This window comes from Acidovorax sp. JG5 (genome assembly GCF_017939685.1).
Classification (GTDB): Bacteria; Pseudomonadota; Gammaproteobacteria; order Burkholderiales; family Burkholderiaceae_C; genus Acidovorax.
The window spans coordinates 215516-236153 of sequence record NZ_JAGKSE010000004.1; the positions used below are offsets into that span (position 1 = coordinate 215516).

At 62.9% G+C, this 20638-nt stretch carries 23 protein-coding genes; 2 read left to right on the forward strand and 21 right to left on the reverse strand.

All coding sequences use genetic code 11. The annotated features are described in order from the left end of the window. Positions 1-10: 10 nt before the first annotated feature. The 17 genes from era to J8G26_RS06940 form a co-directional block, all read right to left on the reverse strand. Positions 11-1015: a GTPase Era gene (gene era / locus J8G26_RS06860; protein ID WP_087744342.1), complete on the reverse strand. Its 1005-nt coding sequence runs from the start codon at positions 1013-1015 to the stop codon at positions 11-13. Beyond that, positions 1012-1695: a ribonuclease III gene (gene rnc / locus J8G26_RS06865; RefSeq protein WP_087744340.1), complete on the reverse strand. Its 684-nt coding sequence runs from the start codon at positions 1693-1695 to the stop codon at positions 1012-1014. Before rnc ends, era begins: the two co-directional genes overlap by 4 nt. Continuing rightward, positions 1696-2058 (reverse strand): DUF4845 domain-containing protein, encoded by a 363-nt coding sequence (locus J8G26_RS06870; protein WP_087744338.1) that lies wholly within the window; start codon positions 2056-2058, stop codon positions 1696-1698. It abuts the gene before it with no gap. 33 nt (positions 2059-2091) lie between these two features. Next, on the reverse strand, positions 2092-3066 hold the full coding sequence (lepB, locus tag J8G26_RS06875; protein WP_210568375.1) for a signal peptidase I: 975 nt from the start codon (positions 3064-3066) through the stop codon (positions 2092-2094). Next, positions 3066-4874 (reverse strand): translation elongation factor 4, encoded by a 1809-nt coding sequence (gene lepA, locus J8G26_RS06880; protein WP_087744335.1) that lies wholly within the window; start codon positions 4872-4874, stop codon positions 3066-3068. Before lepA ends, lepB begins: the two co-directional genes overlap by 1 nt. A gap of 507 nt (positions 4875-5381) precedes the next feature. After that, complete coding sequence (locus tag J8G26_RS06885; RefSeq protein WP_087748189.1) at positions 5382-6848, reverse strand: DegQ family serine endoprotease; 1467 nt, start codon at positions 6846-6848, stop codon at positions 5382-5384. Between the two features lie 269 nt (positions 6849-7117). Beyond that, positions 7118-7738 carry an RseA family anti-sigma factor gene (locus tag J8G26_RS06890; RefSeq protein ID WP_087744333.1) on the reverse strand — a complete coding sequence of 207 codons (621 nt, stop codon included), beginning with the start codon at positions 7736-7738 and terminating at the stop codon, positions 7118-7120. 67 nt (positions 7739-7805) lie between these two features. Next, positions 7806-8432, reverse strand: a complete 627-nt coding sequence (gene rpoE, locus J8G26_RS06895) for an RNA polymerase sigma factor RpoE (RefSeq protein ID WP_210568376.1) — start codon at positions 8430-8432, stop codon at positions 7806-7808. A gap of 13 nt (positions 8433-8445) precedes the next feature. Further along, the gene (locus tag J8G26_RS06900) at positions 8446-8964 is read right to left on the reverse strand and encodes a hypothetical protein (RefSeq protein WP_210568377.1); all 519 of its coding nucleotides are present in this window, start codon (positions 8962-8964) and stop codon (positions 8446-8448) included. Positions 8965-9089: 125 nt separating this feature from the next. Continuing rightward, on the reverse strand, positions 9090-10334 hold the full coding sequence (gene fabF / locus J8G26_RS06905; protein ID WP_087744327.1) for a beta-ketoacyl-ACP synthase II: 1245 nt from the start codon (positions 10332-10334) through the stop codon (positions 9090-9092). A 48-nt stretch (positions 10335-10382) separates the two neighbouring features. After that, positions 10383-10622 (reverse strand): acyl carrier protein, encoded by a 240-nt coding sequence (gene acpP / locus J8G26_RS06910; protein WP_003058049.1) that lies wholly within the window; start codon positions 10620-10622, stop codon positions 10383-10385. 103 nt (positions 10623-10725) lie between these two features. Next, the gene (gene fabG / locus J8G26_RS06915) at positions 10726-11472 is read right to left on the reverse strand and encodes a 3-oxoacyl-ACP reductase FabG (RefSeq protein ID WP_087744325.1); all 747 of its coding nucleotides are present in this window, start codon (positions 11470-11472) and stop codon (positions 10726-10728) included. After that, positions 11469-12419 carry an ACP S-malonyltransferase gene (gene fabD / locus J8G26_RS06920; protein WP_087744323.1) on the reverse strand — a complete coding sequence of 317 codons (951 nt, stop codon included), beginning with the start codon at positions 12417-12419 and terminating at the stop codon, positions 11469-11471. Before fabD ends, fabG begins: the two co-directional genes overlap by 4 nt. Positions 12420-12476: 57 nt before the next feature. Further along, positions 12477-13454: a beta-ketoacyl-ACP synthase III gene (locus J8G26_RS06925; protein ID WP_210568378.1), complete on the reverse strand. Its 978-nt coding sequence runs from the start codon at positions 13452-13454 to the stop codon at positions 12477-12479. After that, on the reverse strand, positions 13454-14506 hold the full coding sequence (gene plsX / locus J8G26_RS06930) for a phosphate acyltransferase PlsX (RefSeq protein ID WP_210568379.1): 1053 nt from the start codon (positions 14504-14506) through the stop codon (positions 13454-13456). The genes J8G26_RS06925 and plsX overlap by 1 nt, the downstream gene beginning before the upstream one ends. Positions 14507-14614: 108 nt before the next feature. Beyond that, complete coding sequence (gene rpmF, locus J8G26_RS06935) at positions 14615-14797, reverse strand: 50S ribosomal protein L32 (RefSeq protein ID WP_210568380.1); 183 nt, start codon at positions 14795-14797, stop codon at positions 14615-14617. Positions 14798-14897: 100 nt separating this feature from the next. After that, on the reverse strand, positions 14898-15449 hold the full coding sequence (locus J8G26_RS06940) for a YceD family protein (RefSeq protein WP_210568381.1): 552 nt from the start codon (positions 15447-15449) through the stop codon (positions 14898-14900). Between the two features lie 25 nt (positions 15450-15474). Between J8G26_RS06940 and J8G26_RS06945 the strand changes: the two genes are divergently transcribed. Both J8G26_RS06945 and J8G26_RS06950 read left to right on the forward strand, forming a co-directional pair. Continuing rightward, a complete protein-coding gene (locus tag J8G26_RS06945; protein WP_087744314.1) occupies positions 15475-16074 on the forward strand; it encodes a Maf family nucleotide pyrophosphatase in 600 nt (199 codons plus the stop codon). Then, a complete protein-coding gene (locus J8G26_RS06950) occupies positions 16071-16886 on the forward strand; it encodes an SAM-dependent methyltransferase (RefSeq protein ID WP_087744311.1) in 816 nt (271 codons plus the stop codon). Before J8G26_RS06945 ends, J8G26_RS06950 begins: the two co-directional genes overlap by 4 nt. A gap of 121 nt (positions 16887-17007) precedes the next feature. Here J8G26_RS06950 and J8G26_RS06955 read toward each other — a convergent pair whose 3' ends face one another. Genes J8G26_RS06955 through J8G26_RS06970 form a run of 4 tightly spaced genes read right to left on the reverse strand, consistent with a single transcriptional unit; the run spans position 17008 to position 20185 of the window. Further along, a complete protein-coding gene (locus tag J8G26_RS06955; RefSeq protein WP_087744309.1) occupies positions 17008-18057 on the reverse strand; it encodes a S49 family peptidase in 1050 nt (349 codons plus the stop codon). A gap of 3 nt (positions 18058-18060) precedes the next feature. Continuing rightward, positions 18061-18438, reverse strand: coding sequence for a Rieske 2Fe-2S domain-containing protein (locus J8G26_RS06960; protein ID WP_210568382.1), 378 nt, complete (start codon positions 18436-18438; stop codon positions 18061-18063). A 36-nt stretch (positions 18439-18474) separates the two neighbouring features. Continuing rightward, positions 18475-19146: an HAD-IA family hydrolase gene (locus J8G26_RS06965; protein ID WP_087744305.1), complete on the reverse strand. Its 672-nt coding sequence runs from the start codon at positions 19144-19146 to the stop codon at positions 18475-18477. Between the two features lie 7 nt (positions 19147-19153). Next, on the reverse strand, positions 19154-20185 hold the full coding sequence (locus tag J8G26_RS06970) for an RluA family pseudouridine synthase (RefSeq protein WP_087744303.1): 1032 nt from the start codon (positions 20183-20185) through the stop codon (positions 19154-19156). Positions 20186-20638: the final 453 nt, after the last annotated feature.

Genomic DNA, 20638 nt, shown 5'->3' on the forward strand with positions numbered 1-20638 from the left:
GGAACGGAGGTCACTCGTAGCCGAAGGAGCGCACCCGGGCTTCGTCGTCGGCCCAGCCGGAGCGGACCTTGACCCACAGCTCCAGGAACACCTTGGCGTCCATGAGCTTTTCCAGCTCCTGGCGGGCTTCGGTGCCGATGCGCTTCAGGCGCTCGCCCTTGTCGCCAATGACCATCATCTTGTGGTTGTCGCGCTCGACCACGATGGTGGCGGCGATCTTCACCATGCGTTTGTGCGCCTTGCTGGCTTCTTCTTCAAACTTGTCGATGACCACCGTGGAGGTGTAAGGCAGCTCATCACCGGTAAAACGGAACAGCTTTTCGCGCACCGTCTCGGAGGCCAGGAACTTTTCGCTGCGGTCGGTCAGCTCATCTTCGGCGTACCACCAGGCCTGCTCGGGCAGGTATTTGGCGCAGATGCCAAACAGGCGCTCGATGTCGCCCTTGTTCTTGGCCGACATGGGCACGAACTCGGTAAACGGGTGGCGCTCCTGCATGCTCTTGAGCCAGGGCGCCAGCTCGGCACGGCGGTGCACCATGTCGAGCTTGTTGGCCACCAGCAGCGTGGGGATGCCGGGCTTGAACAGGCTCAAGACCTTGGCATCGGCCAGCGTGAAGTTGCCGGCTTCGACCACAAACAGGATCAGGTCCACGTCGCCAATCGCGCCCATCACGGTCTTGTTGAGCGACTTGTTGAGCGCCGTGGCGTGGCGGGTCTGGAATCCGGGCGTATCGACAAAGACGAACTGCGTCTGCTCGCGCGTGCGGATGCCGGTGATGCGGTGGCGCGTGGTCTGCGCCTTGCGCGAGGTGATGCTGATCTTCTGGCCCACCAGGGCATTGAGCAGGGTGGACTTGCCCACGTTGGGCTTGCCCACGATGGCGATCACGCCACAGCGCTGGCCCGGCACGGCCGCTGGAGCGCCGGCGGCAGCCAGCATGGCTTCTAGGTCATTTTGTACCGGAGCGCTTTCAGCGCCTGCGTCACCAGCTACATCTTTGGTAGCATCATTCATAAGTTCTTTGCTTTCAGTGTGGCCAGCATGGCGGCGGCGGCGGCCTGTTCGCCGGCACGGCGCGAACCGCCGATGCCCCGTTCGGCCAGGCCCAGTTCGGTGATTTCGCACTCCACGTCAAAGGTCTGGCGGTGCGCCGCCCCTACCGTGGCCACCACGCTGTATTGCGGCAGCTTCATTTTGCGGCCCTGGAGCCACTCCTGCAACGCGGTCTTGGGGTCCTTGGCGGCAGCCTGCATCTGGGGGTTGATCTCCACGCGCTCAAACAGGCGGTGCACCAGCGCCTCGGCGCTGGTGTAACCGGCGTCCAGATAAACGGCGCCAATCAGGGCTTCGAGGGCATCGGCCAGGATGGACGGCCGCAACTGGCCGCCGGACTTGGACTCGCCCTCGCCCAGGCGCAGCACCTCCGACACCTGCAGGCGCAGTGCCAGCTGGTGCAGGGTGTCCTGCTTGACGAGATTGGCGCGCACGCGCGAGAGATCGCCCTCGGGCAGATCGCTCAGCCGCTGGTAGAGCAGGCTGGCCACGGCCAGGTTGAGCACCGAATCGCCCAGAAACTCCAGGCGTTCATTGTGGTCCGCCGAAAAACTGCGGTGCGTGACGGCACGTTGCAGCAGCGAGGCGTTGGAGAAGGTGTGCTGCAGACGGTTCTGCAGCGCTGACAGAGCCGGCTGCACCTAGTTGGTCTGCGCGTCAAAGCGATACACCAGGAAGGCAGGGCCTGCCAGTGCAATCTCGCGCGCATATTTGAATGACACCACCACCTTGTCGTCACGCTTGGTGATTTCAAGGTCCGCCCCTTTGACCGAATGGATATCGTCAATGGCGGCGGCGCGGTCAAAGGCGGCACGAATGGCGGGCACAGTGGTCTCGCTCTTGGCCTTCTCGATGGCCTTTTTGGCCGCGACATATTCCAGAAAGATCGGAATGGACTGCCCGCCAATGGCAAAGGCCGCCACGGCAAACAAGCCAATGAAGATCACGCCAAAAAACGACACCCCTCGCTGGCGTGACCGGCTGGCTGTGCGATGCATGCTCATGTTTTTACCCTCTCGTTATTGAGTCTGCTGTCTTCAATGAAACGAACCAATCCGCTTGAGGTTGCCAAAATTCATCCAGACAAAGAACGCCTTGCCCACGATGTTGGCCTCTGGCACAAACCCCCAGTAACGTGAATCCAGCGAATTATCGCGGTTGTCACCCATCATGAAATAGTGCCCCTGTGGCACCTTGCAGACGACGCCTTCCACGCTGTAGCGGCAGTTGTCGCGGTAAGCGAAGCTGCTGGCACCTTGCACAAACGCCGGCACTTCGGGGTTGTTCAGCAGCCGGTGCGGCTGGCCACCCAGCTGCTCCTCGTACTGCTTGAAATAGCGCATGGCGTCTTCATCAAAGAAATCGGGCACCGCCGTGGTTTCGACCGGCTTGCCGTTCACGGTGAGGCGCTTATTGAGATAGGCCACCTCATCGCCGGGCACGCCCACCACGCGCTTGATGTAATCCAGGCTGGGCTGCGGCGGATAGCGAAAGACCATCACATCGCCACGCGCAGGCGAGTTGCCCTCGATGATTTTGGTGTTGATGACCGGCAGCCGCACGCCATAGGTGAACTTGTTCACCAGAATCAGGTCGCCCACGAGCAGCGTCGGAATCATGGAGCCGGACGGGATCTTGAAGGGCTCGAAAAGGAACGAGCGCAGGAAGAACACCGCGGCGATCACCGGAAACAACCCGGCAGTCCAGTCCAGCCACCAGGGCTGCATCAGGATGCGGCCCTTGGCCTCCTGCACATCCACATCCACCTTCTGGATGCCCATGCGGTCGAGTTCGGCGCGGCGCTGCACGGCCGCATCCTCGATGGCCTGGGCCGCGCGGCGCCTGCGTGGCAGAAAAACCAGGCGCTCGGCCAGCCAGTAGACCCCGGTGACCACCGTGGCCAGAAACAACAGCAAGGCGAAGTTGCCCTCGATCGCCCCCGTGTACCAGGCACCCACATAGCCCACGAAGGCGGCGAGCACCAGCGAAGTCAGAATTTGCATGAACTGCATCAATCTTCCACCTGCAAAATGGCGAGGAATGCCTCCTGGGGCACCTCGACCGAGCCAATCTGTTTCATGCGCTTCTTGCCTGCCTTCTGCTTTTCGAGGAGCTTGCGCTTGCGGCTGACGTCGCCGCCGTAACATTTTGCCAGCACGTTCTTGCGCAGCGCCTTGATGGTTTCGCGCGCGATGATGTTGGCGCCAATGGCTGCCTGAATGGCCACGTCGTACATCTGGCGGCTGATGATCTCGCGCATCTTGGCCACCACGGCGCGGCCGCGGTACTGCGACTGCGAGCGGTGCACGATGATGGACAGCGCGTCCACCTTCTCGCCATTGAGCAGGATGTCGACCTTCACCACGTCGGAGGCGCGGTATTCCTTGAACTCATAGTCCATGGAGGCATAACCGCGCGACACGGATTTGAGCTTGTCGAAGAAGTCGAGCACGATCTCTCCGAGCGGCATTTCATAGGTCAGCATGACCTGGCGGCCGTGGTAGGCCATGTTCATCTGCACACCGCGCTTTTGGTTGGCCAGCGTCATCACCGGGCCCACGTAGTCCTGGGGCATGTACAGGTGCACCGTGACGATGGGCTCGCGGATTTCTTCCAGCCGCCCCTGGTCGGGCATCTTGGAGGGGTTCTCGACCATGATGACTTCGCCATCGGCCCGGACCACCTGGTAGACCACGCTGGGCGCGGTGGTGATGAGGTCCTGGTCGAACTCGCGCTCCAGCCGCTCCTGCACGATTTCCATGTGCAGCAGGCCCAGAAAGCCGCAGCGGAAACCAAAACCCAGCGCCTGGCTGACCTCGGGCTCGTAATGCAGCGATGCATCGTTGAGCTTGAGCTTTTCGAGCGCATCGCGCAGCGAGTCGTATTCGCTGGCCTCGGTGGGGTACAGCCCGGCAAACACCTGGGGCTGGATTTCCTTGAAGCCCGGCAGCGCTTGCGTTGCGGGGCCCGCGTTGTTGGGCAGCTTCTTTTCAAGCGTGATGGTGTCGCCGACCTTGGCGGCCTGCAGTTCCTTGATGCCGGCGATGATGTAGCCCACCTGGCCGGCATCGAGCGAGTTGCGCGGCTCGTTGGCGGGCGTGAACACGCCCAGGTTGTCGGCGTTGTACACGGCGCCGCTGGCCATCATCTTGAAACGTTCGCCCTTGAGCAAGCGGCCATCGACCACGCGCACCAGCATCACCACGCCCACATAGCTGTCGAACCAGCTGTCGATGATCATCGCGCGCAGCGGGCCATCCGGGTTGCCCTTGGGCGCAGGCACCTTGGCCACGATGGCTTCAAGAATTTCGTCAATGCCCATGCCAGTCTTGGCAGAGCAGGGAATGGCATCGGTCGCGTCAATGCCGATCACATCTTCGATTTCGGCCTTGGCGTTGTCGGGATCGGCGTTGGGCAGATCCATCTTGTTGAGCACGGGAACCACTTCCACCCCGAGGTCGAGCGCGGTGTAGCAGTTGGCCACGGTCTGCGCTTCCACGCCTTGCGATGCATCGACCACCAGCAGCGCACCTTCGCAGGCCGACAGGGAACGGCTCACTTCATACGAGAAGTCCACATGCCCGGGCGTGTCGATCAGGTTGAGGTTGTAGACCTGCCCATCCTGGGCCTTGTATTGCAGCGCGGCGGTCTGCGCCTTGATGGTTATCCCACGCTCTTTCTCGATGTCCATCGAGTCAAGCACCTGCGCCTCCATATCGCGATCAGCAAGCCCGCCGCACCGCTGGATCAAGCGATCGGCCAACGTCGATTTGCCATGGTCGATGTGCGCAATGATGGAAAAATTTCGAATGTGTTTCATCAACGGAAAACGTCAAGTAATTGAATTGAAACGGCGCGGACAAGAAAAAAGGGCGCGTCGAATGGCGACGCGCCCTGAACCAACAATCATTGGCAACTGCGAAGGTTGGGCGTTCATTGTAGGCAAAAAGCCTGCGCCAATGGGCCACAACCCCGCATGCGAAGCGCGTTGCTGCAGTGCAACAAGCATTTTACACACAGCTTATTCACAATCGGCACCCAACCATATGAACAACTTGTGCGCTCGCTGTGGATCCGCTGTGCATGGGCTACGCCCCATTCCACAATGCGGCCGCAACGTCGACTGTTATGTCGATATGTGTTGAACAAAGGCTCGTATTCTATCCAGAATGCTGAATGAGCAACTCACCAAGTGAGCGAACGCCAACTTCCAATTCCCCGAAGAAATTTAAATCTGCTCGCTGCCTGTGGCCATCCAGGCACAAGAAACCCCGGGAAAACACCCGGGATTTCGCCATGTACCTGGGGCGTAAGCCTCAACGCGGGGTCACTTCGAAGGGCGGATCAAGGCGTATTGGGCCCATTCGCCCCGCCGGAACAACACATTGATGGGCTTGCTCTTGTCCACCTTGGCCAGCACCGCTTCGAAATCCCGGACCCCGCTGATTTCTGTGTTGGCGATGGAAAGGAGGATGTCGCCTTCGCGCAGACCGGCACGGGCAGCGGCGTCGGTGGCCGCATTCACCACCACGCCGCCGCGAATTTTCAACGCTTTCTTTTGCGCATCGGTCAACGCACTCACCGACAACCCGAGCAACTGTGCAGCAGCGGAAGCCTTGGGCTTTTCTTCCCGTTCTGCGGGCTTGCTCGCCGGCTTGTCACCCTCGATTTCCGCGATGGTGATGCCCAGGTCCTTGGCGCTGCCACGACGGAACACCGTGACCGTGCTTTTGGTGCCGGGCTTGGTGCTGCCCACCATGCGCGGAAGATCCGCCAGCTTGTCGATCACCTTGCCATCAAAACGGGTGATGATGTCGCCCGCCTCGATGCCCGCCTTGTCGGCCGGCGATCCCGCTTCCACCCCGGTCACCAGTGCGCCCGATGCCTTGCCCAGCCCAATGGATTCGGCAACTTCCTTGGTGACCTGGCCAATCTGCACGCCAATGCGCCCACGGGTCACACGGCCGGTGGCGCGCAGCTGCTCGCTCACCCGCACGGCCTCGTCCATGGGAATCGCAAACGAGATGCCCATGAATCCGCCAGACCGCGAATAGATCTGGCTGTTGATGCCCACCACCTCACCGCGCATGTTGATCAACGGCCCGCCCGAGTTGCCGGGGTTGATGGCCACGTCGGTCTGGATGAACGGCAGATAGTCGCCCGTGTCGCGCTGCTTGGCGCTCACGATCCCTGCCGTCACCGTGCTCTCCAGGCCAAACGGCGAACCGATGGCCATCACCCATTCGCCCACCTTCAGGCGGCTGACATCACCCACCTTCACGGCGGGAAGCCCGGTGGCGTCGATCTTGACCACTGCCACATCGGTGCGTTTGTCGGCCCCCACGATCTTGGCCTTGAACTCGCGCTTGTCCGTCAACGTGACGATGACCTCGTCAGCGCCCTCGACAACATGGGCATTGGTCATCACATAACCGTCGGCGGTCAGGATGAATCCCGAGCCCACGCCGCGCGGCTGTTCTTCATCGGGCTGCGGCCGCTGGGGCCTTTGTTGCCGGGGCATATTGGGAATGGGCACGCCAAAACGCTTGAAGAACTCGAGCATTTCTTCGTCCATGCCATTCGTATTGGTGCGGGCCGACACCTTTTCGGAGGTGCGGATGTTCACCACCGACGGCCCCACCTGCTCCACCAGTTCGGTGAAGTCGGGCAAGCCCCGCGCTACAGCGGGTTGCGCCAGGGCCGCGCCGTGCGGCACGGCCAACAGACTTGCCGCCCCCATCAGCGCGCTGGCCAGCGCATAGGACTGCAGTTTTTTCCAATCGATCCTGAGCATCATCGACCCTTCTTGAATGGTGGTGTTGGTTACAAACAAATGTGATGTTGTATGACTGTGAAGGAAACCGCAGGGGCTTGGTTCCCTGATCCACGCGCGCTCTTTTTTCCCACGTTGACTTGGGGCCCATGCCAATCACCCGTGCAGCCACGACGTGGTGCTGCGATCAAGTCACAGCACCGCAGCCCACAGCGTGAAACAGGCCACCACAGCGCATCGCGCGCACCGGCCGCCATGCATCATTCCCGACAGAATCGCCCGTCAGGACATCAGCGGTCAGACCTCTCGAACGTGGCATTGCGCAGAAACCCTGCTGGCATCTGCAATGCAGAGGTGCTTCCAAATTGCTTGTGCGCGGCAAGAAGCTCGTCCAGGCGCGGATCGCGAATCATGACCTGCTGCCCCTCGTTGCCCGCAGCGGCAACCACGGGTGCGGCGGGCGGCTGGGCCGGCGCAGGCGCTACGGCCAGTGGAGCACCGGGAGATCCCGCGCCTTGCAGTCCCGCGAAAGAACTCCAGCCAATGGCCGCCACAGCGGCCAATGATGCGAATCCCGCCGCCAGCTTCCAACGGTACACCGCGGCATTGGCGGCAACCGCTGCTTCTGGGCGTTCGATCTGCGCCGCCACGGGTGCGCCTTCCGGCAGCCGTCCGTGCAGGGGTTCTTGCGCCAATTGCTCCCGCACACGCATCACCATGGAACGCGTGCCATGCTGGTGTTGGGCCAACTCGGGCGAGCGCAGAACATCACCCACCAAATGGTAAAGCTGCCAGGTGGTTTGCCCGTCTTCCTGTGCAGCGAACTGCAGGGCCTGCGCCCATTCATCGCCTTGCAATTGCCCGTCGGCCAAGGCCGACAACTGTTCGCGTTGCATCAAATCTGTGTTCATAGCGTCACCCGCCCATCTCATCCAGCCACTGCGGCCGCAACCAAGAGCGGCCTCCAAAAAATCTGACTCACCACCGCTTGCCCGACTGGTTTTCCAGCAGCGGGCGCACGCGCGCGGATATCGCCTCGCGCGCCCGAAAAATCCGTGACCGCACCGTGCCGATGGGGCACTCCATCGCAGTGGCAATCTCTTCGTAAGTCAATCCCTCGATCTCACGCAAGGTGACCGCCTGCCGCAAATCGTCCGGCAATGCCTCCATGGCCGCGTTCACGGCCTCGGCAATTTCACGGGCTGCAAGAACGGTTTCGGGCGTTTCTTCGGAAGTTAGTTCGTGTCCAAGGCGGGAAGTTTCATCTTCCTCATCACTGCCGCGCAAGGCGTTTTCTGAAATGACGGGATTGCGCTTCATGTCCATCAGCGCCTTTTTGGCCGTGTTCACGGCAATCCGGTACAGCCAGGTATAAAACTGCGCTTCGCCCCGAAACTGGTGCAGCGCCCGGTAGGCGCGAATAAAGGTTTCCTGCGCAATGTCGGGCACGAGGTCCGTGTCTCGCACCATGCGGCCAATCAGGCGCTCTATGCGCCTCTGGTATTTGATGACCAGCAATTCGTAGGCGCGCTGGTCACCCGCCACCGTGCGCTCCACCAGTTGGAGGTCGCTGTCTAAGGGAGCTACGGGGGGAGTTGCGGTCATTGTCACTTTGAATTCACGCCTGCGGGCGGTGCACCGCTGCGGGTTCGTCTGCGCGGGAGCCCCCCGGCCTGGGGCGCGAATATACCGCACGCCGCAGATCGCCCCAGCGTTCTGGCGCGCCTTGGCGCTCCAGCCACAACCAGGCGTGGCGCCCGTCTTGCCCATCCAGACAAACCCAGAGGTGATTTTGAAGGTCCAGCCGCACCCACAGGGTTCCTTCGAAGGAATGCACCGACCGGCCAAGCTGGTCGATTTCCAGACGCCAGTGCACTCCGTCCCACTGCAGCAGCCCACGGATCCGCTTCCGCCAGAAATGCCATACCGCAGACGCGGCAACGGACCAGACCAGCATGGCAACGAACAGTCGCATCGCCGAATCGCCGGCCCCCTGCAAGAGCCAGAAAACCAACACAGCGCCGCCAGTACCGAGCAGGATTAGCAAGCCCCAACGCAGCACCGAACCCGGCCCCACGGGATAACGCACAGGCGGTGCGGAGAAATGGCGAGAAACGCGTCGCGTGGTCAGCGCCATTCGCTACTCCACCAAGCGAGAACAGACAGCCGCACACGGACGGCCAAACCCGCTGAACAGGCCGCTGCATGGTAGAACGCCGTCTCCCAGGCTGTCACCAACAGGGCCTGGTGACAGCAAGCGCATCAGATCCGCTTGAAGACCAGCGTGCCGTTGGTGCCACCAAAGCCGAAGTTGTTTTTGACGGCCACGTTGATGGGCATATCACGCGCCGTGTTGGCGCAGTAGTCCAGGTCACACTCGGGGTCCTGGTTGAAGATATTAATGGTGGGCGGCACCTTCTGGTGGTGCAGAGCCAGCACCGTGAACACGCTTTCAATACCGCCAGCGCCACCGAGCAGGTGACCCGTCATAGACTTGGTGGAGCTCACCACGGTCTTGTAGGCATGCGCGCCCAATGCCGCCTTGATGGCGTTGGTCTCGTTCAGGTCGCCCAGCGGAGTGGATGTGCCGTGGGCATTGAGATAGTCCACCTGGTCGGCGTTGATGCCCGCGTTGTGCATGGCGCTCAGCATGGCGCGGCGGGGGCCGTCCATGTTGGGAGCGGTCATGTGGCCAGCATCGGCACTCATGCCAAAGCCGGTCAGTTCGGCGTAAATCTTGGCACCGCGCGCCTTGGCGTGTTCGTACTCTTCGAGCACCATGACGCCAGCGCCCTCGCCCAGCACAAAGCCATCACGGTCTTTGTCCCAGGGGCGGGAAGCCGTTTGGGGGTCGTCGTTGCGTGTGGACAGTGCACGCATGGCGGCAAAGCCACCCACGCCCAGGGGCGACACAGTGGACTCGGTGCCGCCGGCCACGGCCACGTCGGCATCGCCGTATTCAATCATGCGACCAGCCTGGCCAATGCAGTGCAAGCCCGTGGTGCAGGCGGTCACCACCGAAAGGTTGGGCCCCTTGAAGCCGAATCGCATGGAAACATGCCCTGCCACCATGTTGATGATGGAAGCGGGCACGAAAAAAGGAGTGATACGCCGAGGACCTCGGGCGGTCAACTCGGCGTGTGTGTTCTCGATCAGCGGCAAGCCGCCAATTCCGGAACCGATCACACAGGCAATGCGCGTTGCCAGGTCATCGTGCAGTGCGTCCCCCGTGGGCAAGCCTGCGTCCTGCACAGCCTGGGCCGCCGCAGCGATGCCGAAATGGATGAAAGTGTCCATCGCGCGCGCATCCTTGGCGCTGATGTACGACTCCAGATCAAATCCCTTGACCTCGCCTGCAATCTTGCAGGAAAAGTTCGACGTGTCGAACTTGGTGATGAGATCAATGCCGGACTTACCGGCCAGGACATTGGCCCAGGAATCCGCCACCGTGTTACCCACGGGACTGACACACCCCAGGCCGGTCACGACAACGCGACGACGGCTCATGCGTAAAAACCTTCTGCTGATCGCTCAAGTCAGGCGTAGGACGCCCGCTCAGGCTTTCTGGTGGGTGTTGGCGTAGTCGATGGCGTTTTGCACCGTCGTGATCTTTTCGGCGTCTTCGTCAGGAATTTCGATGCCGAATTCGTCTTCGAGTGCCATCACGAGTTCGACGGTATCCAGCGAATCAGCGCCGAGGTCGGCCACAAAGGCTTTTTCGTTGGTGACCTGGGACTCTTCAACGCCGAGTTGCTCAGCAATGATTTTTTTGACGCGTGCTTCGATATCGCTCATGGTTTCCCTCTGGGGGTTGTGAATGAATCCGCGATTCTAGCCGCTTGAGGAAAGCCCCCAAGCCGACCCGTCGCACGGATGAACCGACGTTAACTCTCAACAATTACATGTACATGCCGCCATTGACGTGCAATTCCTGCCCCGTCACATAGCCCGCCTCGCGCGATGCCAGGTAGGCCACCGCATGGGCGATGTCGGCTGGCTTGCCCAGATGGCCCAGGGCGATCTGCGCTTGCAGGGCTTTTTGCTGCTCTTCGGGCAGGTTGGCCGTCATGTCGGTTTCAATGAATCCGGGTGCCACGCAATTGACCGTGATGCTGCGGCTGCCCAGCTCGCGGGCCAGTGCACGCGTCATGCCGGCCACACCGGCCTTGGCGGCCGCATAGTTAGCCTGCCCTGCGTTGCCCGATGCGCCCACCACGCTCGTGATGCTGATGATGCGCCCAAAGCGTTGCTTCATCATCGGACGAATCGCCGCACGGCTCACGCGGAAAACGGCCTTGAGATTGGTGTCCAGCACGGAATCCCAGTCCTCGTCCTTCATGCGCATGGCCAGCGTGTCGCGCGTGATGCCGGCATTGTTCACCAGCACATGCAAACCGCCTTGCTGCTTGACGATGGAGTCCATCAGCGCCTCGATGGCCGCGCCATCGTTGACGTTCAGGTTGGCGCCCCGGCAGCCCGGATAGGCCGACAGCGCCTGGCTGATGCGTTCTGCGCCCTCGTCCGTGGTGGCGGTGCCCACCACCTGGTAGCCGCGCACGGCCAGCTCCAGGGCAATCGCCGCGCCAATGCCGCGCGATGCGCCGGTGACCAGCGCCACTTGCGCTTCAGATGCAGATTGCGTCATGCCAACAACTCCCGGGTTTCGGCCAGTGTGGCCGGGTCAAACAGTGCGGCGCCGACCAGTTCGGGGTCGATGCGCCGGGTCAGGCCCGCCAGCACTTTACCGGGGCCGCATTCAATGAGATGGGTGATGCCGCGCGCCTTGAGCGCCTGCACGCACTCGACCCAGCGCACCGGGCCAAAGGCCTGGCGGTACAACGCGTCCCGAATGGCGTCGGCGTCCTGCTGCACGGCCACGTCCACGTTGTTGAGCACTGGAATCTGCGGCGCAGCCAGTGCCACATCGGCCAGCGCCACGCGCAGTTTTTCTGCGGCAGGCTTCATCAGGCTCGAGTGGAACGGCGCCGACACGGGCAGCGGCAGCGCACGCTTGGCACCCGCCGCCTTCAGTAACTCGCAGGCCTTGTCCACGCCCGCCTTGGTGCCGGCGATCACGGTCTGTATTGGATCGTTGAAATTCACGGCCTCGACCACTTCGGTCGAACCCGCGCCAAAGGAAGCCGCCGCCTCGGCGCAGCCCGCAATAACCCGCGAGGCCTCCATGCCCAGAATGGCCGCCATGGCCCCGGTACCCACCGGCACGGCCTCCTGCATGGCGGCGGCGCGCAGACGCACCAGCGGTGCCGCCTGGGCCAGCGTCAGCACGCCCGCCGCCACCAGCGCCGAATACTCGCCCAGCGAATGCCCGGCCACGGCCAGCGGCAGGGCGCCACCTTCGGCGCGCCAGACGCGCCATGCGGCAACGCCGGCCACCAGCATGACCGGCTGGGTGTTGGTCGTCAGGGCCAGCGCCTCCTTGGGGCCTTCCTGGATCAACCGGGCAAGGTTCTCCCCCAGGGCGTCAGAGGCTTCCTGAAGCGTCTGGACCACGACGGGGTGATCGCCCCAGGCGTCGAGCATGCCCACCGATTGCGAGCCCTGCCCCGGAAAGACAAATGCAAAGGATTTCATAAAACCAAAAATTTATAAGAAATATACCTGTAGCGCTTATTCAGAAAGCGCTAGCAGCTATAACTTCAGGAGCACAGCACCCCAGGTGAAACCACCCCCGACTCCTTCGAGCAGCAGGGTTTCACCCTTCTTGACCTGGCCCGAGCGCACCGCGTGGTCCAGCGCCAGCGGAATCGACGCGGCCGACGTATTGCCATGCTGGTCCACCGTGACCACCACCTTGTCCATGGACAGCTTCAGTTTTTTGGCGGTGCTCTGCATGATGCGGATGTTGGCCTGGTGCGGGACCAGCCAGTCGATGTCGGCCTCGGTCAGGTTGGCCTTGGCCAGCGTGGCGCGGGCGGCTTTGTCGAGCACGCCCACCGCCAGCTTGAACACGGCCTGACCATCCATCTTGAGCACGGGATCACCCAGCACCGCGCCGCCCGATACACTGCCCGGCACACACAGAATATCGACATACCGGCCATCGGCATGCAGGTCGCTGGCCAAGATGCCAGGCGTGTCCGATGCCTCCAGCACCACCGCGCCCGCGCCATCGCCAAACAGCACACAGGTGGTGCGGTCCTTGAAATCCAGAATGCGGCTGAAGACCTCGGCCCCGACCACCAGCGCGCGCTTGGCGGCGCCGGTCTGGATCATGGCATCGGCCACCGTGAGGGCATAGACGAAGCCGCTGCACACGGCCTGCACATCAAACGCGGGGCACCCATTGGCACCCAGCTTGTTCTGCAAGATGCAGGCCGCCGAGGGAAACACCATGTCGGGCGTGGAGGTGGCGACGATGATCAGGTCGATGTCCTGCGGCTGGCAGCCTGCGGCCTCCAGCGCTCTCTTGGCCGCCTCCAGGCCCAGGTCGCTGCAAGTCACATCCGGCGCCGCAAAGTGGCGCGCCCGGATTCCGGTGCGCTCCACGATCCATTCATCGGAGGTTTCGATACCGCTCTGTGCCAGTTCGGCCACCAGATCGGCGTTGGTTACCCGGCGGGGTGGCAGATAGCTGCCGGTGCCGGTAATGCGGGAATAGCTTCTCATCAATGGGTTGTCGCTGAAGCACCGGGCACAGGCTGGGCAGCGGCAGGCACCAGCAGGGGCGCCGCGTGCGCAATCCGGGTCCGGACACGATCGAGCAGGTTGTTGCGGGCTGCATCATACGCCCGGTTCAATGCCTGCTCGAAGGCCATGATGTCAGCCGAACCGTGGCTCTTGAACACCAGCCCCCGCAGACCCAACAGCGCCGCGCCGTTGTAACGCCGGTAGTCCATGCGATTCATGAGCGCTTTGAGAACCGGATAGGCAAAGATGGCTGCAGCCTTGGTGAAGATGCTGCGTGAAAACTCGCGCTTGAGCCCGCCGACCACCATGGATGCCACGCCTTCGCTGGCCTTCAATGCGACATTGCCCACAAAACCGTCACACACCACGATGTCCACAGTGCCTTTGAAGATGTCATTGCCTTCGACATTGCCATAAAAATTCAGATCACCAGAATTCGCAGCAGATCGCAGGAGTTCGCCCGCTTTTTTAATGACTTCACTGCCTTTGATGATTTCTTCACCAATATTGAGCAAGCCTACGGTGGGCTCTTCAACACCCTTGAGCACCGACACGAGCGCCGAGCCCATGACGGCAAACTGCAGCAAATGCTCGGCCGAGCAGTCCACATTGGCACCCAGATCAAGCACGGTGGTGGCGCCTCCCTGGGCGTTGGGCATCTGGGTGGCAATGGCCGGGCGGTCAATGCCATCGAGCGTCTTGAGGATATAGCGGGCAATGGCCATCAAGGCGCCCGTGTTGCCGGCGGAAACGGCTGCGGCAGCCGTGCCATCCTTGACCTGCTGGATGGCAACGCGCATGGACGAGTCCTTCTTGCGGCGCAGGGCAATCTCCACCGGGTCGTCCATGGCGACCACTTCGGTGGCCGGCACCACGGTGGCGCGCTGGTGCGAAAAGGATTGCAAACTGTCCTTCAGGCCGACCAGCAGCAGATGGGCATCGGGATGATTGTCGAGGAACTGACGGCACGCCGCGAGCGTGACGCGGGGGCCGTGGTCGCCCCCCATGCAGTCAACAGCCAGTGTGATCATGGGCGACTTGTCCGGCCCGCTGTGCGGACCGAAAGATAAATACGACGGTCAAAACAAAGGCCCGCGCTACAGTAATAGTAGCAACGGGCCTTGCAGGGAGGGCTAAAGTCAGACTTCAGACTTGTTCTTCAGCACCTGGCGGCCACGGTAGAAGCCGTTGGGGCTGATGTGATGACGCAGGTGCGTTTCACCGGTGGTGGGTTCCACGGCAATGCCCGGCACGTTCAGGGCATTGTGCGAGCGGTGCATGCCGCGCTTGGAAGGGGACTTTTTGTTTTGCTGAACGGCCATGATGGCTCCTGGTCTTGAATAGGGTTGGTAAAAACGCGATCAGCCCATTAAAGACACGAGGGGATTCGCGTGAAGCCCTCGATTATATCCCAAACGCCAATTACTGTCCTTTTTCTTCTTTGCGCAGGCTGGCCAGCGCAGCAAAGGGGTTGGGTTTTTCGGCACTGGCGGCCTCGAAATCATCGTCGCTGGAGGCCAGCGGCACGGCGGTAGGGCATTCGTCGTGGCGGGGCACCACGGGCAGCGCCATCAACAGTTCATCTTCGATCAGCTCGCGCAGATCAAACTCACGGCTCAGTGCCAGCAGGTCTTCCTCGCTCTCGTCGTCCAGGGCCTCGGCAGTGGCCTCATCGGCCACAAAACGGAAAGACCGCTCCACGGCCAACGGCACATCCACCGGTGTCAGGCAGCGCTGGCATTCCATGGGAAAGGTGGCCTGCGCTTGCACATGCAGCCACACCTGCCCAATGCCGCCCAGCGCAGTGCGTACTTCACCCGTGGCCGTCCAGTCCACGCGCAGATCGGGATGCAGGCTCTTGGCCTCCTGGGACAAGCGCTCGTATTTCAGCAGCGAGTCATGCCCGGACAGCTGCCCGCCCGCCTGCGCAAAAGCCTTGACGTCGAGCCGATCGGGGGAGAATTCCTTGGTCATGGCGGCAGTGTAAGAGAATCGGCCGATGCATCCATCTTCCCACCCGCAACGCCCCCTGGTATTGGGCTCCACTTCGCGTTACCGCCACGAACTGCTGTCGCGGCTGAACCTGCCTTTCGCGGTGGCAGCCCCAGAGGTTGACGAAACCCCGCTCGCGGCAGAAACGCCCCGCGCCCTGGCCCTGCGCCTGGCCCTGGCCAAGGCCCACGCTGTGGCCCGCCAGCACCCACAAGCGGTGGTGATCGGTTCGGACCAGGTGGCCGACCTGGGCGGCCAGCCACTGGGCAAGCCCGGCACGCACGAGCGCGCGGTGGTCCAGTTGCGCCAGATGCGCGGCCAGACCGTGGTCTTTCAGACGGCGGTGGCGGTGGTCTGTGCCGCCACGGGGTTCGAGCAGGTGGATCTGGCGCCGGTCGAGGTGCGCTTTCGCATGCTGACCGACGAAGAAATCGAACGCTATCTGCGCGCCGAAGAACCCTACGATTGCGCGGGCAGCGCCAAAAGCGAAGGCCTGGGCATTGCACTGCTCGATGCCATCCACAGCGACGACCCCACCGCCCTGATTGGCCTGCCGCTGATCCGCACCTGCCGCATGCTGCGCGCCGCCGGGATGGTTTTGCCATGAGCACACGCCCCGCCACCCCGCTGGACGCGCCCGGCAACACCGCCGTCAACGGCACGCTGTACCTGGTGCCCGCGCCGCTCGACTTTGGCTGCGACACCCAGGTGCCGCTGCAGGACGCACTGCCCGACGGCACATTGAAAACGGCCGCCCGCCTGTCGCACTGGATCTGCGAGAACGCCAAGAGCACGCGCGCCTACCTCAAGCGCATCGAGCCCCTGCACCCGCTGGCCGCATCGCTGCAGCAACAAACCATCACCGAGCTACCACGCGAGGTGCACAAGAAAGGCGACCACGGCGACAAGGGATCGGCCCCATTCGACGCCCGCCCGCTGCTGGCCGCCGCCCTGTTGGGGCACGACATGGGCCTGATCAGCGAAGCCGGCATGCCCGCCGTGGCCGACCCGGGCTCGTCCGTGGTGCGCGCGGCGCACGACCTGGGCATTCCGGTGGTGCCGCTGGTGGGCCCCGTCTCGCTGCTGCTGGCGCTGGCCGCCAGCGGCCTCAACGGCCAGAACTTCGCATTCACCGGCTACCTGCCGCAAGACGCGCAGGAGCGCACCCAGCGCATCCGCGAGCTGGAATCGCTGGCGCTCAAGACAGGGCAAACCCAGCTCTTTATTGAAACGCCCTACCGCAACGCAGCGCTGTGGCAGGCCCTGGTGCAGACGCTGCAGCCCCACACGCGGCTGGCATTGGCGGGGGGGCTGACCTTGCCCCAGGTGCAGATTCGCAGCCAGCTGGTGCGCCAGTGGCGCCAGCAGGCGGTGCCCACGGACAACCGCACGCCGGTGGTGTTTGCGTTTGGCCGATAGGCGTTGCAACCCTGTTTTAGCTATTTAATTGATAGCTATCAGCGCTTGCTGCATAAGCGCTATCGGCTAATTTCTTCAATATTCCATCGAATCTGCCGCCCAGAACCCCGGGGCTGCAAATTCAACGCAATTGCGGAGCTGCGCTGGCCGCCAGGGCCTTGGCCGCACCCACGCCCATCGCCGCGCCGAAACGCTTGGCCAGGCGTTCGGCCACGTTTTCGCGGCGCGTGTAGTCGATGATGTCTTCGGCCTTGACCACTTCGCGCGCCACAAAGTCGAGGCTGCCCAGTTTGTCGGCCAGGCCCATCTCGATGGCCTGCTGGCCCGTCCAGAACAGGCCGCTGAAGGTTTCTGGCGTGGGCTTCAAGCGGTCGCCCCGCCCGGCCTTCACCACGCCAATGAACTGCTGGTGGATCTGATCGAGCATGGTCAGGGCGTATTCGCGCTGTTTTTCCGTCTGTGGGCTGAAGGGGTCAAGAAAGCCCTTGTTCTCGCCGGCGGTGAGCAGGCGGCGCTCCACGCCCAGTTTTTCCATGGTGCCCGTGAAGCCGAAACCATCCATCAGCACGCCAATGCTGCCCACGATGCTGGCCTTGTCCACAAAGATTTCGTCGGCCGCCGCGGCAATGTAATAGGCGGCCGAGGCGCAGGTCTCTTCCACCACCGCATACACGGGCTTGTTGTGCTTGGCCTTCAGGCGCACGATTTCGTCATTGATGATGCCGGCCTGCACCGGGCTGCCGCCGGGGGAGTTGATCAGCAGCACCAGCGCCTGCGAGCCTTCGTCCTCCAGGGCGCTGCGCATGGCCGCCACCACCAGCTCGGCGCTGGCTTCGGCGCCGGAGGCGATTTCGCCCTTGATGTCCACCACTGCGGTGTGCGGCGCCGTTTTGCTGGTGCCGCTGGTGTTCTGGTACAGGGCCGCCCAGGCCACCAGCAGTGCCACCAGCAGCCAGGTCAGGCGAAAGAAGATCTTCCAGCGGCGGGCACTGCGCTGCTCATTGAGGACCGAGAACGCCAGCTTTTCCAGCGTGGCGCGCTCCCAACCGGGTTCACGCGATGAATCGCTCACTTTTGCTCCCGAATTTGTAGCTTGCTGCGCCCACAGATCGGGCGCTTGCGGTGGATTTTTCCCAGAACCCGTGGGCTCGGTGCGGGTGGGGTCGGTCATGGGTCAGAACTCAACAGGTTGCAGGTTGTAGGCAGTATGCCAGTGCACCACCCCGTCCACTTCGGACAGGGCAATTTTCACCAACCCGCCACGGCAGGGGCCGCCCGCGCAGGCGCCGGTGTCGGGCCGGTAGGCCGCGCCGTGGGTGGCGCACAGCAGCCACTGGCCGGTGTCGTCAAAAAAGCGGTCGGGCTGGTAGTCCATCTCCATGGCCACATGGGTACACCGGTTCAGAAAGGCGTGGGGCTGCCCCTCGAAGCGGATGGCAAAGGCCCGGCAGGTCTGCCCGGCATACACCACGTCAAAGGGCACGGCCAGGTGGCGCTCCTGCAGATCGGCGCTGCGGCACAGCGCAATGGCGATGGAATCGGTGGTGGTCATGGGCGAACAGGCACCAGCGATGCAAGGGCGCGCCAATCAGGCATGGGACAGCAGCCAGTCGTGCAAATCGCGCACCGAATGGGCCACATGCAAGGGGTTCAGCGCTTCAAAGGCCTCAGGTTCATGGGCGCCGTAGCTCACGCCCACGCTGGCACAACCGGCCGACAGCGCCATCTGCAGGTCGTGGGTGGTGTCGCCAACCATGAGCAGGCGCTCGGGCGCCACATCCAATTCGGCCATCAGTTCCTGCAGCATCAGCGGATGGGGTTTGCCAGCGGTTTCGTCGGCGGTGCGGGAGCTGTCGAAAACGCCCTTGAGCTGCACCGAGTGCAGCGCCTCGTCCAGGCCCCGGCGGCTTTTGCCGGTGGCCACGGCCAGCAGGTGGCCTTGCGCCCGCAGGTCGGCCAGCAGGGGCAGCACGCCGGCAAACAGGCTCAGGTCATCCTGGTGCTGCAAATAGTGGAAACGGTAGCGGTTGTTCAGCTCGGGGTATTTTTCAGGCGGCACATCGGGCGCCGCATGGGCCAGCGCCTGGGTGAGCGCCATGCCGATCACATAGGCGGCGGCCTGGTCGGTGGGCACGGTGCCGCCCACGTCGCGCACCGCCTCCTGGATGCTGCGCACGATGATGGCCGTGGAGTCGAACAGGGTGCCGTCCCAGTCAAAGGCGATCAGGTCAAAGCGGCGCGGGCGGGCGGTGGGGCGCATGGGGCAATCAGGCGGTTGGAATGAAATCGACAAGCTCCGGCGGCAGTTCAGCGTTCAGTTGCACGCGTTCGCCGCTGGCCGGGTGCGTGAACTGTAACCGCCAGGCATGCAGGAACATGCGCCGCATCCCCAGCTTCTGCAGGCGTTTGTTGAGATCGAAGTCGCCATATTTGTCGTCCCCCACGATGGGGTGGCCCTGGCTGGCCAGGTGCACACGGATCTGGTGCGTGCGGCCGGTCTTGATGGTCACCTCCAACAGGCTCATGGCGGGCAGGCCTTGCGCCGCACGCGCGGGCAGCAACTGCCGCACCTTGACCAGCGTGATGGAGCGCATGCCGTCCGGGTCGTCGGCGGTGGTCACGCGCACGCGGCGCTCGCCAGCACCGGCGGTGCCTTCCGGCCCCGCCTGCAGGTATTTGTGCAGCGGCAGGTCGATCACCTTCTTGTTGGCGGGCCAGGCGCCCGTCACCAGCGCCAGATAGGTTTTGCCGGTTTCGCGTTCACGGAACTGGTCTTGCAAGTGCGTGAGCGCCGACCGCTTCTTGGCCACCAGCAGGATGCCCGAGGTTTCGCGGTCCAGCCGGTGCACGAGTTCCAGGAACCGGGCCTGCGGCCGCGCCTGGCGCAGTTGCTCGATCACGCCAAAGCTCACCCCGCTGCCACCGTGCACCGCCACGCCAGCGGGTTTGTCCAGGGCGATCAGGTGCTCGTCTTCGAGCAGGATGGGAAATTCGCGCGCTGGTGCGGGCCGTTCGGCCTTCTCGGCCACCTTGTCGGAAATGCGCACGGGAGGCAGGCGCACCACATCGCCCGCCGCCACACGGGTGTCTGCGTTGACCCGGCCTTTGTTGATGCGCACCTCGCCGCTGCGGATGATGCGATAGACATGGGTTTTGGGCACGCCCTTGAGCTGGCGTATCAAAAAGTTGTCCAGGCGCTGGCCGGCGGAGTCTTCGTCGACCTCCACCAGGCGCGCTGCGGGAGCGGAAGCGACCGGGAGACGGTCGGATGGCGGTTTGGCCCCTATAATGTGTTTCACCTGCGCGTTGTGATGTAAGTGGTTGATTTGTCTGGAGTTTAGTCCACACAGCCCTTGCATTGGCGCAGGCAGGTCGATGCCAGCGGGCGTCGTACATGCAGATTGCAGGCCAGATGCCTGCAATGGCCTGTGCGACGTGCGGCGGGCTGACAAATTGAAACACTGATACGGAATCCCCCAAGCTGGCAGATTCGCCCCACCCGGGCGCAGTCTGCCAGCGGATCGAAGCGAGCATGTGGTTGTTGATGAATTGGATGGTGACCTTGTGGCGGTGGCTGATGCCCCCGGCTGCATGCTCCAATTCGGCCCCAGCGTCCACTCAGCAAGCGCAACCAGCTACCCTTTTGGTAGCAAAACTGCGCCACTCTCACTCGCCCCCTTCCACGCGCCCCGGCCTTTACCTGCTGCGCTAGTGCGCCGCAGGTTTTTGGCATCTCCGGCAATTCCCTTCGT

What these genes read in the sequence shown, in the direction of transcription:
- era (WP_087744342.1), bottom strand. Translation starts at nt 1,015, where the DNA reads ATGAATGATGCTACCAAAGATGTAGCTGGTGACGCAGGCGCTGAAAGC.
- J8G26_RS06870 (WP_087744338.1), bottom strand. Translation starts at nt 2,058, where the DNA reads ATGAGCATGCATCGCACAGCCAGCCGGTCACGCCAGCGAGGGGTGTCG.
- lepB (WP_210568375.1), bottom strand. Translation starts at nt 3,066, where the DNA reads ATGCAGTTCATGCAAATTCTGACTTCGCTGGTGCTCGCCGCCTTCGTG.
- lepA (WP_087744335.1), bottom strand. Translation starts at nt 4,874, where the DNA reads ATGAAACACATTCGAAATTTTTCCATCATTGCGCACATCGACCATGGC.
- J8G26_RS06885 (WP_087748189.1), bottom strand. Translation starts at nt 6,848, where the DNA reads ATGCTCAGGATCGATTGGAAAAAACTGCAGTCCTATGCGCTGGCCAGC.
- J8G26_RS06890 (WP_087744333.1), bottom strand. Translation starts at nt 7,738, where the DNA reads ATGAACACAGATTTGATGCAACGCGAACAGTTGTCGGCCTTGGCCGAC.
- rpoE (WP_210568376.1), bottom strand. Translation starts at nt 8,432, where the DNA reads ATGACCGCAACTCCCCCCGTAGCTCCCTTAGACAGCGACCTCCAACTG.
- J8G26_RS06900 (WP_210568377.1), bottom strand. Translation starts at nt 8,964, where the DNA reads ATGGCGCTGACCACGCGACGCGTTTCTCGCCATTTCTCCGCACCGCCT.
- fabF (WP_087744327.1), bottom strand. Translation starts at nt 10,334, where the DNA reads ATGAGCCGTCGTCGCGTTGTCGTGACCGGCCTGGGGTGTGTCAGTCCC.
- acpP (WP_003058049.1), bottom strand. Translation starts at nt 10,622, where the DNA reads ATGAGCGATATCGAAGCACGCGTCAAAAAAATCATTGCTGAGCAACTC.
- fabG (WP_087744325.1), bottom strand. Translation starts at nt 11,472, where the DNA reads ATGACGCAATCTGCATCTGAAGCGCAAGTGGCGCTGGTCACCGGCGCA.
- fabD (WP_087744323.1), bottom strand. Translation starts at nt 12,419, where the DNA reads ATGAAATCCTTTGCATTTGTCTTTCCGGGGCAGGGCTCGCAATCGGTG.
- J8G26_RS06925 (WP_210568378.1), bottom strand. Translation starts at nt 13,454, where the DNA reads ATGAGAAGCTATTCCCGCATTACCGGCACCGGCAGCTATCTGCCACCC.
- plsX (WP_210568379.1), bottom strand. Translation starts at nt 14,506, where the DNA reads ATGATCACACTGGCTGTTGACTGCATGGGGGGCGACCACGGCCCCCGC.
- rpmF (WP_210568380.1), bottom strand. Translation starts at nt 14,797, where the DNA reads ATGGCCGTTCAGCAAAACAAAAAGTCCCCTTCCAAGCGCGGCATGCAC.
- J8G26_RS06940 (WP_210568381.1), bottom strand. Translation starts at nt 15,449, where the DNA reads ATGACCAAGGAATTCTCCCCCGATCGGCTCGACGTCAAGGCTTTTGCG.
- J8G26_RS06945 (WP_087744314.1), top strand. Translation starts at nt 15,475, where the DNA reads ATGCATCCATCTTCCCACCCGCAACGCCCCCTGGTATTGGGCTCCACT.
- J8G26_RS06950 (WP_087744311.1), top strand. Translation starts at nt 16,071, where the DNA reads ATGAGCACACGCCCCGCCACCCCGCTGGACGCGCCCGGCAACACCGCC.
- J8G26_RS06955 (WP_087744309.1), bottom strand. Translation starts at nt 18,057, where the DNA reads ATGACCGACCCCACCCGCACCGAGCCCACGGGTTCTGGGAAAAATCCA.
- J8G26_RS06960 (WP_210568382.1), bottom strand. Translation starts at nt 18,438, where the DNA reads ATGACCACCACCGATTCCATCGCCATTGCGCTGTGCCGCAGCGCCGAT.
- J8G26_RS06965 (WP_087744305.1), bottom strand. Translation starts at nt 19,146, where the DNA reads ATGCGCCCCACCGCCCGCCCGCGCCGCTTTGACCTGATCGCCTTTGAC.